This window comes from Candidatus Bathyarchaeota archaeon, assembly GCA_026014465.1.
Classification (GTDB): domain Archaea; phylum Thermoproteota; class Bathyarchaeia; order Bathyarchaeales; family Bathycorpusculaceae; genus JADGNF01.
In genome coordinates this window covers 15,420-29,610 of the sequence record JAOZID010000010.1, presented here as the reverse complement: position 1 = coordinate 29,610, position 14,191 = coordinate 15,420, and the positions used below count along the sequence as shown (strand labels likewise).

At 48.5% G+C, this 14,191-nt stretch carries 18 protein-coding genes; 10 read left to right on the top strand and 8 right to left on the bottom strand.

Annotated elements, in window-relative coordinates:
* Nucleotides 1-35: 35 nt before the first annotated feature.
* The 3 genes from NWF04_02255 to NWF04_02245 all read right to left on the bottom strand — a co-directional run bounded on the left by NWF04_02255 (nt 36) and on the right by NWF04_02245 (nt 2,190).
* On the bottom strand, nt 36-428 hold the full coding sequence (locus NWF04_02255) for a hypothetical protein (protein ID MCW4005411.1): 393 nt from the start codon (nt 426-428) through the stop codon (nt 36-38).
* Between the two features lie 61 nt (nt 429-489).
* Entirely contained in the window at nt 490-1,077 is a 588-nt protein-coding gene (locus NWF04_02250; GenBank protein MCW4005410.1) for a hypothetical protein, read from the bottom strand.
* A 96-nt stretch (nt 1,078-1,173) separates the two neighbouring features.
* Nucleotides 1,174-2,190 carry a hypothetical protein gene (locus NWF04_02245; GenBank protein ID MCW4005409.1) on the bottom strand — a complete coding sequence of 339 codons (1,017 nt, stop codon included), beginning with the start codon at nt 2,188-2,190 and terminating at the stop codon, nt 1,174-1,176.
* Between the two features lie 128 nt (nt 2,191-2,318).
* Here NWF04_02245 and NWF04_02240 point away from each other — a divergent pair, with 128 nt between their 5' ends.
* A complete protein-coding gene (locus tag NWF04_02240; GenBank protein ID MCW4005408.1) occupies nt 2,319-4,373 on the top strand; it encodes a glycosyltransferase in 2,055 nt (684 codons plus the stop codon).
* A gap of 24 nt (nt 4,374-4,397) precedes the next feature.
* Here NWF04_02240 and NWF04_02235 read toward each other — a convergent pair whose 3' ends face one another.
* A complete protein-coding gene (locus tag NWF04_02235; GenBank protein ID MCW4005407.1) occupies nt 4,398-4,835 on the bottom strand; it encodes an OsmC family protein in 438 nt (145 codons plus the stop codon).
* Nucleotides 4,836-4,977: 142 nt separating this feature from the next.
* Between NWF04_02235 and NWF04_02230 the strand changes: the two genes are divergently transcribed.
* Nucleotides 4,978-5,286 carry a Rieske 2Fe-2S domain-containing protein gene (locus tag NWF04_02230; GenBank protein ID MCW4005406.1) on the top strand — a complete coding sequence of 103 codons (309 nt, stop codon included), beginning with the start codon at nt 4,978-4,980 and terminating at the stop codon, nt 5,284-5,286.
* Here NWF04_02230 and NWF04_02225 read toward each other — a convergent pair.
* Nucleotides 5,283-5,684, bottom strand: a complete 402-nt coding sequence (locus NWF04_02225) for a VOC family protein (protein MCW4005405.1) — start codon at nt 5,682-5,684, stop codon at nt 5,283-5,285. The genes NWF04_02230 and NWF04_02225 overlap by 4 nt on opposite strands.
* Before the next feature lie 161 nt (nt 5,685-5,845).
* Between NWF04_02225 and NWF04_02220 the strand changes: the two genes are divergently transcribed.
* From NWF04_02220 to NWF04_02205, 4 genes are all read left to right on the top strand, one after another.
* Nucleotides 5,846-6,280, top strand: coding sequence for a MarR family transcriptional regulator (locus tag NWF04_02220; protein MCW4005404.1), 435 nt, complete (start codon nt 5,846-5,848; stop codon nt 6,278-6,280).
* Between the two features lie 14 nt (nt 6,281-6,294).
* Complete coding sequence (locus tag NWF04_02215) at nt 6,295-7,284, top strand: ATP-binding cassette domain-containing protein (GenBank protein MCW4005403.1); 990 nt, start codon at nt 6,295-6,297, stop codon at nt 7,282-7,284.
* Nucleotides 7,281-8,051, top strand: coding sequence for an ABC transporter permease (locus tag NWF04_02210; protein MCW4005402.1), 771 nt, complete (start codon nt 7,281-7,283; stop codon nt 8,049-8,051). Before NWF04_02215 ends, NWF04_02210 begins: the two co-directional genes overlap by 4 nt.
* A 129-nt stretch (nt 8,052-8,180) precedes the next feature.
* Nucleotides 8,181-8,594: an HIT family protein gene (locus NWF04_02205; protein MCW4005401.1), complete on the top strand. Its 414-nt coding sequence runs from the start codon at nt 8,181-8,183 to the stop codon at nt 8,592-8,594.
* A 105-nt stretch (nt 8,595-8,699) separates the two neighbouring features.
* Here NWF04_02205 and NWF04_02200 read toward each other — a convergent pair whose 3' ends face one another.
* Complete coding sequence (locus tag NWF04_02200; GenBank protein MCW4005400.1) at nt 8,700-9,128, bottom strand: pyridoxamine 5'-phosphate oxidase family protein; 429 nt, start codon at nt 9,126-9,128, stop codon at nt 8,700-8,702.
* A gap of 211 nt (nt 9,129-9,339) precedes the next feature.
* Here NWF04_02200 and NWF04_02195 point away from each other — a divergent pair, with 211 nt between their 5' ends.
* From NWF04_02195 to NWF04_02185, 3 genes are all read left to right on the top strand, one after another.
* The gene (locus tag NWF04_02195) at nt 9,340-9,465 is read left to right on the top strand and encodes a hypothetical protein (protein ID MCW4005399.1); all 126 of its coding nucleotides are present in this window, start codon (nt 9,340-9,342) and stop codon (nt 9,463-9,465) included.
* A gap of 151 nt (nt 9,466-9,616) precedes the next feature.
* Nucleotides 9,617-11,380, top strand: coding sequence for an ATP-dependent DNA ligase (locus NWF04_02190; GenBank protein MCW4005398.1), 1,764 nt, complete (start codon nt 9,617-9,619; stop codon nt 11,378-11,380).
* 68 nt (nt 11,381-11,448) lie between these two features.
* On the top strand, nt 11,449-12,081 hold the full coding sequence (locus NWF04_02185; GenBank protein MCW4005397.1) for a hypothetical protein: 633 nt from the start codon (nt 11,449-11,451) through the stop codon (nt 12,079-12,081).
* Between the two features lie 42 nt (nt 12,082-12,123).
* Here NWF04_02185 and trxA read toward each other — a convergent pair whose 3' ends face one another.
* Entirely contained in the window at nt 12,124-12,447 is a 324-nt protein-coding gene (gene trxA / locus NWF04_02180; protein ID MCW4005396.1) for a thioredoxin, read from the bottom strand.
* 152 nt (nt 12,448-12,599) lie between these two features.
* On the opposite strand from trxA, the gene nikR reads away from it, so the two are divergent.
* On the top strand, nt 12,600-13,010 hold the full coding sequence (gene nikR / locus NWF04_02175; protein MCW4005395.1) for a nickel-responsive transcriptional regulator NikR: 411 nt from the start codon (nt 12,600-12,602) through the stop codon (nt 13,008-13,010).
* On the opposite strand, the gene nadA is transcribed toward nikR, so the two are convergent.
* Nucleotides 13,007-13,918, bottom strand: a complete 912-nt coding sequence (nadA, locus tag NWF04_02170) for a quinolinate synthase NadA (protein MCW4005394.1) — start codon at nt 13,916-13,918, stop codon at nt 13,007-13,009. The two genes, nikR and nadA, sit on opposite strands and share 4 nt — an antisense overlap.
* Between the last annotated feature and the right edge of the window lie 273 nt (nt 13,919-14,191).

Genomic DNA, 14,191 nt, shown 5'->3' with positions numbered 1-14,191 from the left:
CGCCATGTTAGCTGATTTTATTGGTTGCCCGTTTGTTAGCTGATTTCTATGCGTACTATGTTTTTAGCCCATAGTGTTGAGTCGCTGTAGCGGTCTGAGGGGGTGTTGATGATTACCAGCCGTAGTGGTCCTGAATCGGAAACCCAGTAGTCGCCGTCAATCTTGTAAGACAACAGCAGGGTCTGCCCAGACGTAATTTGGGAGTCTTCTCGCACCTCGTTGAAGGTCTCCAAGTTGCCGTTCACCACTTGGTCATACGTCAAAGTTGTAACGTAGCTGTCACCAGATACAGTTGTGATTACGTTTGAGGGACCAAGAGCACCTACGGTGTTGCAAAGCGCAGCAAGCGTAACACCAGTGTAGCTGTTAGGACCTCTAGCAGTTGGAAAAGTATTCACGTACTGACCATCACCTGTAACCGCGCCCATAGCCTCTACCTCAGCAAACGTGAACCCGCGAGTAGTCCCATCAGCACCAACTACCACTAAATCAGGACTCGGAGTAGGAGAAGGTGTAGGAGTTGGAGTAGGTGTGGGCGTTGGAGTAGCTGTTGGGGTCGGGGTAGGAGGCGGGAGTGGAGGAGGCGTGGCAGGAGTGGGGGTGGGAGTAGGTGTCGGGGTGGGAGTAGGTGTCGGGGTGGGAGTAGGAGTGGGGGTTGGCGTTGGGGTCGGGGTAGCTGTGGGCGTTGGAGTAGGGGTTGCCGTTGGAGTGGGAGTCGGTGTTGGCGTAGGTGTAGCTGTAGGCGTGGGTGTCGGGGTCGGGGTTGCAGTTGGCGTAGGCGGTGGAGTAATTGTAGGCGTGGGCGTTGGGGTCGGAGTAGGTGTGGGCGTTGGAGTAGCTGTTGGGGTCGGGGTAGGTGTTGCAGTGGATGTCGGGGAGGGTGTTGGGGTTGGAGTAGCTGTTGGGGTCGGGGTAGGAGGCGGGGAGGGTGTGGGTTCTGTGAATACGGTGTAGGCTACGGCTGCGCTTCCTGTAGCCACAACTATGATTAGTAAGGCGGATAGAATTTTTGATAAACCTGAGCTGTGTGGCATTTTGGTTCGTCTCCTTTCTGACTGCACACTTTGCGATGTGCACATAAAAATATTTCGACGGGGAACGTGTTTTTTGATAAGAAAGAAAAGAAGGTTACGTTACTTCCTTGTGGGAAGTAGTAACGTTTTTGTTGGCTGTTTAAGCGGTGGTTTTGGTTTTGCGGTAGACTAGTAGTGCTGCGAAGCAGGCTGCGATTGCTAGTAGGGCGCCTAGGGTGTATTCGGGGACAACGTGTACGCCGAGCATGGGTGCTTCTGTTTGGGCGGTGCTTTCAAAGTATTCGGTGTCTTGGGCGAATTCAGCTTTTATGTGGTAGTAGCCGTTGGGGACGTTGGGTGTCCAGTCGTAGCTGTAGCTGCCGTCAGCTTCGGTTGTAGTTTGGCCGATTCGTACCCAGTTTGCGCCTTCAGAACGGTAGAGGCTTATTGTTTTGCCTGCGATACCTGCTGCTGCGGTTACGTCAGTTAGAACGCCGCTTATGGTTGCGTCTTCAGGAACAGTTCTGTCCACTGTGTCGGGGACGTATGCAACGGTCAAGCTAGTGGTTCCGCCGATAACTGCGACTTTGTTTACGTATTTGTTCCAGTAGCTTGAGGTAGTGTAGCGGTCTGTGGGGTCACCAACTGGGACTGAGCGCAATGGACCGTCTGCAATTAGTTCGTTACCGCTGCCCATGTCAATGTAGTATGCGAGTATAAGGTTCATGCCATAGCTGTCCTGGGGGTTTGTTGGCTCCGTATTTGGTACTGTCTGCTCCCAAGTCTCAAATATGCCGTCGTGTACTTGTTCGTAGGTGAAGTCAACCCAGTAGCCATCGTCAGCGTAGACGTAGATTTGGCTCTTGCTAACTAAGCCGCCGACCAAGTCGCAGAGTTCAGCAACGCCAACACCAGTGTAATTAAATGGACCACTAGTGCCGTAGGGAGGTCTTGTTTTCACCATTGCACCTTCACCATAAATGTGGGTCATGGCATCGATGTCGTCTTCGTCTAGGACAATTTGGGTGCCGTCAGCTCCAACGACCGTCAATTCTATTTCAGGAAGGTCAGGGTCTACGGCTTGAACTGGAAGGGCTGCAAACATAGTTGATACAAAAAGAGCAACCAAAACAAACGCAGTCACAAATTTTTTGTTCAGTTTAAAGTTATTTGTCAAAGCCTTTTCTCCTCTCTTTTTCAGTGCGCTACAATTGTCGATATGCAAATAAAAATATTTCGACTTAAGCTTGCTTGTTTATCATGTAATACGTTTCAATAAAAACAAAACCATCGCGGCAATGTCTTTTGATTCAGATTCGGGGTTCACAAGGCATTATTATAACTCAAACAGAGGAAAATATAGAATTTGCGGTTGGATGCAGCTATGGAAAAAGCACGACAGCAGATGCAACCATAGAGACAAATGCTTCGTCTATTGGAGAAACTGAAAAGCCGCAAAGCCCAGATTTTTTCAGTAAAGACCAACTTGTTTGGCTGCTGCGAAAACACGGAGTTGAAGAGCCGTATCTTTTGGATGCACCAGCAGTTAAAAGGGAAAACGTTATTCCCGTGCTGCGCAAAGCCAAAGTCAAGGTACCCGAGGCATTCTTTGAAGAATTAGCCACCCTACTGCAGCTTCCTTTTCTGAGCAAAACTCAAGCCAGAAGACTCTACAACAACACCGAAAGATGCAAAGTCCTAAAAGTTCTGCCCTACCGCGTCGTAGAAGACAACATGATAATACCCACCCGGATTACCCAAAAAAAGGCGAGTTTGGCGGTTTCAAACCCGTTCAACCTCAAAGCCATGATGATTCTGCAGACCCTTATGGGGAAACGGGTAGTTAGCTGGTATGTGGCATCTTGGGAATCTGTGTATATGTCTGTGGAGAAGGTTTACAGCGAGATTCATAAACACACGGCTTTGCTTGACCTGCTTTACAGAAGCCCAGACGAGTCGGCGCACAAGGTGCTTACGAATAAACAAAAGTACTGGATTGTGGGTACGTTGCTGGCTCTTTCGGTGGCAGCCATACTCGGCTCAGCCATAACGTTTGCGGTGTTCTTCGCAGCAATAAACGCGGTGTACTTTCTCATCAACCCCATCAAAATCTACATATCCATAAAAGGTTTCCAGCAAGAACAAAACGCATCCCACACCATAGAGGAAACCAACAAACTAAGCGATGATGAACTGCCAATTTACACGGTGCTTGTTCCTGTTTACCGCGAAGCCAAAGTTCTGTCCCAAATTATGCGCAACATGTACCTGATGAATTACCCCAACGAAAAGCTTGACGTCAAAATCTTAATGGAAGAAAAAGATAAAGAAACCATCCAAGAAGCCAAAGATTTGGGGTTGTTTGGGGAACCCAAGAAGCGTGCTCAAGGCATTCCCACAGAGGAGTACCGTCGTTTCTTAACAACTTTTGATCCCGTTGTGATACCAATGGCAGATATTACAACTAAGCCGCGTGCATGCAATTATGGATTGATTAGAGCAAAAGGCAAATACTGCGTAATCTACGACGCCGAAGACAGCCCCGACCTCCAACAACTAAGGTATGCTGCCAACGCGTTTGAAGTAGCCGACAAAAAAGTCACGTGCCTACAAGGCAAACTAAACTTCTACAATGCCAACGAAAACCTGCTAACCAAATGGTTTTCCATCGAATACTCGTACTGGTACGACTTCTACCTAGACGGCTTGGACAGAGTCGACGTGCCAATACCCCTTGGCGGAACCAGCAACCACTTCAGAATCGACCACCTACGCGAACTAGGCGGCTGGGACCCATACAACGTAACCGAAGACGCCGACCTAGGCGTACGAATAGCCCGCAGAAAACTCAAAACCGCCATGATAGAAACCTACACGTACGAAGAAGCAACTCTTACTGTTGGGGGATGGATAAAACAGCGTTCGCGATGGTACAAAGGCCATGTCCAAACTTATCTGGTGCATATGAGGCATCCAAAGAGGTTGATTGATGAATTGGGGTGGAAACGGTTTGGGCTGTTCCAGTTCACGTTTGGCGGCTCAATTTTCATGCCCGTTATCAATCCTTTGCTTTGGATACTAACGGCGGTAGGCTTGTTTGTGCCTGGAGTACTCAGTATCCTGTTCCTGCTGCCAATTGAATCGATATGCATCTTCAACTTGCTAGTAGGCAACTCTGCGTACCTGACACTGTACGTAGTTGCGTGCATAAAAAAAGGCAAATACAAATCAATCCCCTTCGCACTGGCAATGCCGATCTACTGGCTAATCATAAGCATCGCATCATGGAGAGGACTCATACAACTCATAACCAAACCCTTCTACTGGGAAAAAACCGCACACGGCGTAACAAAAACATAGAAATAAACAAAAAACAAAAAGGGGTTATTGGAAGATTAAGTCAAAGCTGATGGGTACGCCTTCTCCCCAGGATTGGCGTATGGGGCAGATTTTTTGTGCCATTTCGTAGACTTTGCTTGCTTTTTTGCGTTCGTGTTCGTTGTCTTTTTGTAGTTTGACGGTCATGGTGAAGTGGATTTTTGTGAAAAGTAGTTTTTCTAGGCTTTCTACGTTCATGGTGATTGCGGCTTTGGTGTCTAGGTTTTCAAGTTCGAGTTGGCTGTTTTTGGCAATTAGCAAGAAGAGGGTATTCATGCAGGAGGCTAAGGCGGCGGCGAATATTTCTTCGGGAACACAAAAACCTTCTTTTCCGCCAAACGAGGGCGGGGGGCTTACGGTTGCGATTTGTTTGCCTTTAACGGTTAAGTCGCATTCGGTGCCGCTTTTCCAAGTGGCGCTTCCTTCAAAATTCATTTCAGACATAAAAACGCGTCTCCACTAAAAAAGCAGCCAAGGCACAATTTAATGCTTACGGAAAACCTGCAGCCACAGCCAAGAGAAGAACTGTTTTATTTCTGATTACCCAATAGATAGGTGATGGTTGTTTTGGGAGGTGAATTATGTAATGGCTGTTGTAAAGATTTCTGCTTCTGAGGTGAATTTGGGTTCTAATGAGATGAAGGCGGTGGATGTGGAAGGTGAGTCAGTGTTGCTGGTGAATTTGGATGGAACCATGTATGCCATCGGAAACAAGTGTACACATAGGAACTGTAAGTTAAGCAGTGGTGTACTAAAGGATGGCACGGTGAAATGTGGCTGTCACAACTCAGTTTTTGACGTGAAAACGGGAAATGTCCTCAAAGGACCCGCGAAGAAGCCTGTGCAAAAATACGAAGTAACCGTGGAAGATGGAGAGATAAAAATCAGTGTTTAGTCAGCTGCGTTGGAGCGCTCGATTAGTTCTATTAGGGTGCCGTTGGGGTCTTCTACGAATGCCATCAAGGAGCCAGTGGCGCTTAAACGGTAGGGTTCATCAGTTATGGTTACCCCTGCCTTGCGCATCGCTTCCACCAAACTGTTCAAATCCGTAACGGTAAAAGCCAAATGGTCAAAGACGCGTTTTTCGTAGTCAGCCTGCAAAAACTCTTTCTGGTCACGGTAGCAGGTCAACTCCAGCAGGGCACCTTTTTCTTCTGGGTCTTGCAAAAACGCAATTTCAGCGTTATTCTGCGCAATTTCACGGCGGCTTTTAAGCTCCAACCCTAAAAAGCCAGAGTAAAACTCAACAGACCGATCCATATCACTTACGCGGACGCTCACGTGAACAAACATTGGGTTCTCCATTAAGGCAGAGACGGTTTTTCCTTAAAGGAATTACTGTTGCTGTTGCAAGGTCCAGAGTGTAGGTTTTGGGGGTTGGTTGTGTTGGTTTGTGTTTTTTGGGCAAAACGTTAATTAGTTAGCTTTTCTAACTATTAGAAACTGAAATTAATATGTCGGTTACTCCTGAAGAATGCGCCCAAGAACTCCTTGAAACCGCACCACTTATAATGAGAGAAATCAGGTCTCAGATGTGCAGCCGAAGAACCCCCGACTTGACAGTGCCACAGTTTCGCACACTGGTTTTTGTAGAACACCACACGGGGTCGTCACTATCAGAAGTCGCATGCCACATGGGAACCACTTTGCCTTCAACCTCGAAACTGGTGGATGACCTCATAAACGATGGGATGATGGAGCGTGAAGAGCATCCGCAAGACCGCAGGCGAGTCAAACTGGCTGTAACTAAAAAGGGACTTGAGATTTTGGAGAGTTCACGAAGGGGAACCTTGGCATATTTGGCAAAAAAACTGCTTGAAACAGATGCGGGCGAAAGAGAAAACATAGTCAAGGCCACGCGCGTCATACGAGCAGTTCTTCAAAGATAAAGCAGGTGAAAAGAATGGGAAAAGTTATTGAAACTAACCAGTTAACTATGTCATTTAACGGATTGACAGCTGTTGATAAGCTGGATATATCTGTGGATTCAGGCGAGATTTTTGGTTTTCTGGGTCCAAACGGCGCAGGCAAAACAACCACCATCAACATGCTTTGCACAATTCTAAAACCCACAGGCGGCTCTGCCACGGTAAACGGGTTTGACATAGTCAAGGAAGCCATGAAAGTGCGCAAAAGCATAGGCATCGTCTTCCAAGACCCCAGCATCGACGACCGCATGACAGGCAGAGAAAACCTTTGGATGCACGCTAATTTGTATGGCGTTCCCGTAAGCGAACAGAAGAACCGCATAAACGAAGTCCTCAAACTAGTCGAGTTAGAAGACCGCGCAGACGATTTGCTGCGAACCTACAGCGGAGGCATGCGCCGCAGACTAGAACTTGGACGCGGCTTAATCCACTACCCCAAAGTCCTGTTCCTAGACGAACCCACCGTAGGGCTTGACCCCCAAACCAGAGACCACATCTGGAACTACATCCGCGAACTCAAAGAAACCCACGACATAACCATCGTCCTAACCACCCACTACATGGACGAAGCCGACAAACTCAGCGACCGCATCGGCATCATCGACCACGGCAAACTCATCGCATTAGACACCCCACCCAAACTAAAAGAAACCCTAGAGGGCGATGTTGTAACTCTCAAAGCCGACAAAATCGACGAGTTAACCGCCCTGCTCTCGGAGAAACTTGGGCTGTCCCAGAGCCGCATAGTGGACGGTGCCTTGGAGATAACGGTGCGGGGTGGAAGATCGGTTATGCCGCGGATCATGGAGGTTGCAGCGCAAAACAAGTTCTTCATAGACTCAGTGGTGCTTCGTGAACCCAACTTGGAGGACGTGTTTTTGCATTACACGGGCAGGAAAATACGTTCGGATAACAGCCGTGAACTGCACGGGTTTGCTGCGATTCAAAGGAGGAAAATCCGTTGAGCGAACTACGCGGTTTCTATACGCTTTGGCTGCGGGAAATTAAACGGTTCACCAGAGACCGCACCCGAGTGATTAGCAGTTTAGCTCAGCCCCTGCTTTGGCTGGTAATTTTTGGAGCAGGCTTTGCCAGACACTTCGCCGCGCCAGGAATCGACTACCAACAGTACCTGTTCCCAGGAATCTTGGGACAAACGTTGCTGTTCACGTCCATGTTCATGGGCATATCGGTTATCTGGGACAGAGAATTTGGGTTCATGAAAGAAATCTTGGTCGCGCCGATTTCACGGTTCTCCATGTTCATGGGCAAGATGCTTGGCGACAGCACAGACGCACTGCTTCAGGGCGCAATCGTGTTCGCCGTGGGCACCGCGCTAGGCATAGGCATAAACCCCGTAGCATTCGCAGCGTGCATACCCATTATGCTGCTTATCACCTTTGGCTTAGTCAGCGTCGGACTCACATTAGCCAGCGTCATGGGCAGCCTCGAAAGCTTCGGAGCCATACAAACCTTCATCAACCTACCCCTATTCTTCCTCAGCGGAGCCCTCTTCCCCATCAACGGCCCCCTAGCCCAAGGCGTACCCGCATGGATGCAAATCGCCTCAGCATTCAACCCCCTAACATACGGCATCGACGCCCTACGCCAAATCCTCATAGGCACAGCCTACACCGCCACCCAACCCCTCTGGATAGACATAACAATCCTGTGCCTCTTCGCCGTCGGCATGATAGCCATCGGAACCCGGGCGTTTAGCAAAATGAAATAGCCAAGCCCACCCCCACCTTTTCTTTTGTGGAAAGAAGGGGTTGATGTTGCAAGATGCTGGTTGGGTTCGGAATGGATTTAAACTGTTGCGTGGTTATTGTGGCAGTGAGCAGTAGTAGTGGTGTTAGCTGTGAGTGAGAGTTGCATATTTTGTAAAATCGTGCGTAAAGAAGCGCCTGCGAGTATTGTGTATGAGGATGATGATGTTTTTGCGTTTATGGATATTCGCCCTGTTAACCTGGGGCATACGCTGGTTATTCCCAAGCAACACTGCAAAGACATCTACGAAACCCCCGAAGAGCTAATCAGCAAAACATACGCCATAACCAAACGCCTATCCACCGCTGTGAAAAAAGCCACCAACGCCGACGGCATAAGCATAATCCAGCAAAACGAAAAAGCAGCAGGACAAGAAGTCTTCCACTTACACGTACACATCATCCCCCGCTTCAAAGACCAAAAAATGCCCAACTTCGCCAAACTCACCTTCGCAGACAGAAAACAACTAGAAGAAACCGCACAAAAAATCAAACAAAACCTCTAAAACCCCACCTTCACACCAACCTATCAGCCTCCAAATTTTAATTGTATGCAGAAAAGGGGGGGAGGGGGTCTACTTTTTGGGTTTGTGTGCGTGTCTGCTGGTTTTTTAGCCGAAGTTGATTATTTTTTTGGGTTCGAAGTTGGTTTTCATGGTCCAGGTGTGGGCTTGTCCTTTGGGTATGCGAAAGATGATGAGGTCGGGGCTTTCTGGTGTGAATCCCCATGTTTGTAGGAATTTGCGGTCTTGGATTGCTTTGCGTTTTAGTTCGGTGTCGTCTAAGAATTCGATTTGGCCTGCGACGCGTAGCATGATGCCGCCTTCTAGTTTGTTGTTGAAGAAGCAGACTTCGACGTTTGGGTTTTGCTGAAGTTGCTTGTAGAGGTCTTTCATGGCTCCGATTTGGAAGTAAAACCCTGTTTTGTCTGCGTACCACATGAGCAGTCCTCGGACGCGGGGGTGCCCAGTTTGGTCTACGGTGGCGAAAAAGCTTGCGGGGTTTTGGTTTGCAAATTTAAGGCATTCTTCAAAATCCATAATTGTACCTCCAATACTGTGTTTACGGCATGGGGGCATAAGAGAGTTTCGAAGCCAAACCCTCAGTTAGTAGATTAGTTATATTGATTTTGTATACATAAAGTATAAAAGACCGCGGTTGACCTTGTTTGCATTCACAAACCTTAGGCAGCACCCAATAAGGGCTGCTCCAAAACGCTTGAGGATGGTAAATAGGAGGCGAAAAGCGAAGATGCTATCAAGAGACTGTGACGGCTGTAGCCAAATGAAACCCTGCGGCAAACGTTACGTCGAAGTTGCAAAAGGCAACAAAGTCTACTGCCCCGACGGAACCGCTCACCTAGTGGACGGAAACTAAACTTTCCAGACACATTAACCAGACCAAAACGAGACCTGCCATTTTCCATCTTCTTTTCCATTAGCTGGCTAAACACGTTTCTTGGTCAGAGGTATCCTGAAAGCTTTTTTAACATATTTCTAAACCTATAGTTTGCATTGAGGTTTGTTTGTTGGATTACGTTGACATTGCCGTGGCGTACGAGAAGATTGAAGCTACTACTAAGCGGCTGGAAATGACGGATTTGCTGGTGGAGTTGCTTCAGAAAACGCCCACGAACCTGCTTGGCAAAGTAGTCTACCTCACCCAAGGCAAACTGTACCCCGACTTTGAAGGCATAGAAATAGGCGTAGCCGAAAAACTAGCCATAAAAGCGTTGTCGCGGGTTTCAGGAAAACGGCAAGCAGACATTTTAGACGACCTCAAAATAACAGGGGATATAGGCAAAACCGCCCAGAACGTCATAGCCAAAAATCAGCAGACCACGTTTTTCAAAAAAACCCTCACAGTTTCGCGCGTATATGAGACGTTAGATAAGATGGCAAAGACGACGGGTTCGGGCGCGGTGGATTTGAAGATGGCTATGCTCTCAGGACTACTTAGCGATGCCACGCCCTCTGAAGCCAAATACCTGCTACGCACCGTAACGGGAAACCTGCGGTTGGGCATAGCAGACATGACTGTTCTTGACGCGTTAGCCATAGCGTATGGCGGCGGAAAAGAAAACCGCAAACCCATAGAACGCGCCTACAACATCTGCAGCGACCTAGGACGCGTAGCACGCATAGTCGCCGACGAAGGCATTGAGGGCATAAAACAGATTCAAGTCAAAGTCTTCGAACCCATCCGCCCCATGCTAGCAGAACGCCTCGCCGCCCCCGAAGAAATCCTCGAGAAATTCAACGGAAAATGCGTGGCAGAATACAAGTACGACGGCGAACGCATACAAATCCACAAACAAGGAGACAAAATAAACCTGTTCTCCAGACGCCTAGAAAAGATTTCTGACCAGTACCCCGACACCGTAGACCTCATCAAAAAGTACGTGAAAGCCAAGGACGCAATTTTGGAGGGGGAATGCGTTGCTATGGATTTGGAGACGGGGGAGATGCGCGCGTTTCAGGAGTTGATGCACCGCAGGCGCAAATACGGAATCACAGCAGCCATAGAGCAGTATCCTGTGGCGCTTTTCATGTTTGACGCCCTCTACGTTGACGGCGAAGACCTAACACAGCAGGCGTACCCCAAACGGCGCAAAGCCTTAGAAGAGACCATAAAGAAAAACGACAAAGTCACCGTTGCCAAGCAACGCAAAGTCAGCACAGCCAAAGCGTTGGAGGAGTTTTTTGAGGAAGCCATTGCAGACGGCTGCGAAGGACTGATGTGTAAATCCGTAGCCAAAGAATCCGTGTATCAAGCGGGCGCGCGTGGGTGGCTTTGGATAAAGTACAAACGCGATTACAAGAGCGAAATGAACGACACCGTAGACCTTGTGGTGGTGGGCGCCATACATGGCAGGGGCAGACGTGCAGGAGCCTACGGTGCACTGCTTTTGGCGACGTACAACAAGGACACGGACACGTTTGAGACGGTAACCAAATGTGGTACGGGCTTTACTGATGAGGACTTGGCGAAGTTGCCTGAGTTACTGCGCAAGCATGAGGTCGCGCATAAGCCGCCGCGCGTGCAGTCCACTGTGGAAGCGGATGTCTGGTTTGAACCCGCGTTGGTCATGGAGGTTCTAGGCGCCGAAATCACTTTGAGCCCTATTCACATGGCAGCCATGGATTCGATTCGCAAGGGCAGCGGCTTAGCAATCAGGTTCCCACGCTTCACAGGCAACTACCGCATAGACAAAGCCGCCGAAGACGCCACAACCTCACAGGAAATCATAGAAATGTATCAACGCCAGTTAAAGAAAATCAGTTCGCAGTAGGTTTGTACAGGGTTTTGTTAAAAGGCTTGATAAGTAAGGTGCTGCTTACTGGTTGGGTGTGATGGTTAATGGCTCAGGATTCTGATAGAACGAAGGCTCTTTTGGGGCTTAAGGAACGTTTGGAGAAGCGTTTGGAAGCTGTTGAAGCTGAAGCAGCAGAGATTAGAGACAGCCTTGACGCAGTAAATATGGTCCTGCTGGAGAAAGGATTCAAACGCGGCAGCCTTCAAGACGCCAAAACACCACAACCACAACAAAAACCGCCCACACAAACGCCGCAGCAACCAACCTCTGAACCTGACAATCAACCCAAACCCTCCAAACCCACAGGCTACAAAGGCGGCGAACCCGACAATGCCATACCCCTCAAAACCCTATCTGATGAGACGTTGGCTTTGGTTTATGTGGAGAAAGACGAGCTGCATGTTTTGCCTGATGAAAGCAAACAGTTTGACGTAAATACGCCGCCGTTTAGCAGTTTTCTAATTGACCGCGTGCTGGCTAAGATGCAAGATAAAGACGCAGAGTTGGCGCGGTTGGGGCAGTTGACGCCTGAACAGATGTTTTCGTACAATATCGTGCGTGAAGGCGATTTGATCCGTGAAATTGTATTGAAGAACGTGGATGACGAACGGTTCAGGGAGCTTAAATCGAGCATACGCTGGACGTTAGAGAAGATGAACGAAAAAATTAAGAGCTAAAAAAGAAAAAGAGCTCTTCTTTTTGTTTGCTGTTTGGGTGGGTTACATGTGTTTTTCTAAGGCGGCGTCAAAGCTTTTCTTGGGAACCAAACCGACGACGCGGTCTACTTCGCTGCCGTCTTTGATTACGACCACGGTGGGTATGCTAAAGACCTGGAATTTCTCGGCGGTTTTTGGGTTTTCGTCGACGTTTAGTTTTCCGATAAGCACTTTTCCGTCGTAGTCTTTTGCAAGCTCCGCGATAGTTGGCGCCAAAGCCCTGCAAGGACCACACCAAGCAGCCCAAAAATCAACAAGAACCATCTTGTTTTTACTCACGGTTTCATCAAAATTTGCATCGGTCAAATGAAATGGTTCACTGGACATAAAACATTCGCCTCATTAACCTATAATAGAACCCGTTGCTGCGATATAAACTGTTCGCGGCGCTTTTCAGCAATCATCCAACGTGCGCGGCGGCTACGTGAAGTGTGTAAAAGCTTTTAATGGTATTCTGTGTGTTTAGGTTGTGGATACGGATGTCGAAAATTACTAGGGTAGGCGTTACTTTTCCGCCTGAGCTTTTGAAGGATTTTGATGATGTGATAAGCGGTATGGGTTATGAGAGCCGTAGCAAGGCGGTGCAGGATGCGGTTAGACTGTTTGTTTCGGAGCGTAAATGGCTCAAGAAAGAAGCGAATGTTGTGCAGACGGGCGTTTTGTTGATGGTGTATGATCATGAAGTGCGTGAGCTAGAACGTGACTTGACTGATACGCAGCATCATCACGCTTCGTTGGTAACCTCCACCTTGCACGTGCACATAAGCGAACGCGACTGCCTAGAAGCCATCGTAGTCAAAGGCAAAGCCTCGGAAATTCAGCATCTAAGCGATGAATTAGCCACCAAACGAGGCGTAAAAATCCTAAAAACCGTAGTAGTAAGCGTTTAGCTTACCTCAAACATGCGGTCCAAAGCAGCTTTTGCCTTCGCAGCCACGTTCTGAGGAACCTCCACACGGTACTTATCCTCCTTCAAAGAGGCATAAAGCCGCTCCAACGTGGTGAGTTTCATGTTCGGGCACACTGCGCCCTCGTAGGCTATGAAGAACTTTTTGTCAGGGTTTTCTTTGCGCAGCCGATGCAGTATGCCATCTTCCGTAGCGATTATGAACTCGGTGGCGGGGCTTTGTTTTACGTGTTGGCAGATTTTGCTGGTGCTGCCTATGAAGTCGGCGATGGCGCGGGTTTCTGCGCTGCATTCAGGGTGAACCATGACCACGGCGTTTGGGTGCTGCTGCTTTAGAACCTCGATGTCTTCAGGTTGGAAAAGCAGATGCGTCGGGCAAAAGCCCCACTGTGGAATCGGAATCAAAGTTTTGCCTGTCTGCTTGGCGGCGTGGTCAGCAAGGTTGCGGTCAGGACCAAACAGTATGGTGTCCGCGTCCAAGGATTTGATGACCTCCACGGCATTAGCGCTAGTACAGCAGACGTCACTTTCCGCCTTGGCTTCCGCCAAAGTATTCACGTAAACAACCACTGGCGCCCCAGGGTACTGAGCTTTAGCGCGTTTTATCTCATCCACCGTTAACATCTGCGCCATCGGGCACCTTGCACCCAACGTTGGCAACAAAACCTTCTTGGAGGGATTCAAAATCGCCGCGGACTGAGCCATAAAATCCACCGCCGCAAACACGATAACCTGAGCATCCTGCTCCTGCATCGCCTTACGACTCAACTCAATACTATCCCCCACATAATCCGCAACATCCTGAACCTCAGGACGCTCATAATTATGAGCAAGAATAACTGCTTTCTTCTCCTTCTTAAGAGCCTCAATACGTGCCATTAAATCATTCATTAGATGCGCCTGCAAGACAGAGATAACGACCGTAAATGTTCAAAAGCAGATATATATTTTATCCGCCCAAAAACCCACTTTACAACACCAACAACCACCACAAACCCTTTCGGCAAACAACCAACCACCTACCCCCCTCCCCCCCCTTTTCTGCATACAAATAAAATTTGGAATCAAATAGGGGCAAATATGTTGGCAGGTCATGTGAAATCAAAGTGCTTCAGCGGTTTGGAAATCCACGACGGGCAGTCACTAAAATCGTGCCTTGAAAGG

Excerpts from the sequence above, each read along its gene's own strand:
- NWF04_02200 (MCW4005400.1), bottom strand. The coding sequence starts at position 9,128 with ATGGATTTTGAAGAATGCCTTAAATTTGCAAACCAAAACCCCGCAAGC.
- NWF04_02215 (MCW4005403.1), top strand. The coding sequence starts at position 6,295 with ATGGGAAAAGTTATTGAAACTAACCAGTTAACTATGTCATTTAACGGA.
- nikR (MCW4005395.1), top strand. The coding sequence starts at position 12,600 with ATGTCGAAAATTACTAGGGTAGGCGTTACTTTTCCGCCTGAGCTTTTG.
- NWF04_02185 (MCW4005397.1), top strand. The coding sequence starts at position 11,449 with ATGGCTCAGGATTCTGATAGAACGAAGGCTCTTTTGGGGCTTAAGGAA.
- NWF04_02195 (MCW4005399.1), top strand. The coding sequence starts at position 9,340 with ATGCTATCAAGAGACTGTGACGGCTGTAGCCAAATGAAACCCTGCGGC.
- nadA (MCW4005394.1), bottom strand. The coding sequence starts at position 13,918 with ATGAATGATTTAATGGCACGTATTGAGGCTCTTAAGAAGGAGAAGAAA.
- NWF04_02220 (MCW4005404.1), top strand. The coding sequence starts at position 5,846 with ATGTCGGTTACTCCTGAAGAATGCGCCCAAGAACTCCTTGAAACCGCA.
- NWF04_02235 (MCW4005407.1), bottom strand. The coding sequence starts at position 4,835 with ATGTCTGAAATGAATTTTGAAGGAAGCGCCACTTGGAAAAGCGGCACC.
- NWF04_02225 (MCW4005405.1), bottom strand. The coding sequence starts at position 5,684 with ATGTTTGTTCACGTGAGCGTCCGCGTAAGTGATATGGATCGGTCTGTT.
- trxA (MCW4005396.1), bottom strand. The coding sequence starts at position 12,447 with ATGTCCAGTGAACCATTTCATTTGACCGATGCAAATTTTGATGAAACC.
- NWF04_02230 (MCW4005406.1), top strand. The coding sequence starts at position 4,978 with ATGGCTGTTGTAAAGATTTCTGCTTCTGAGGTGAATTTGGGTTCTAAT.
- NWF04_02255 (MCW4005411.1), bottom strand. The coding sequence starts at position 428 with ATGGGCGCGGTTACAGGTGATGGTCAGTACGTGAATACTTTTCCAACT.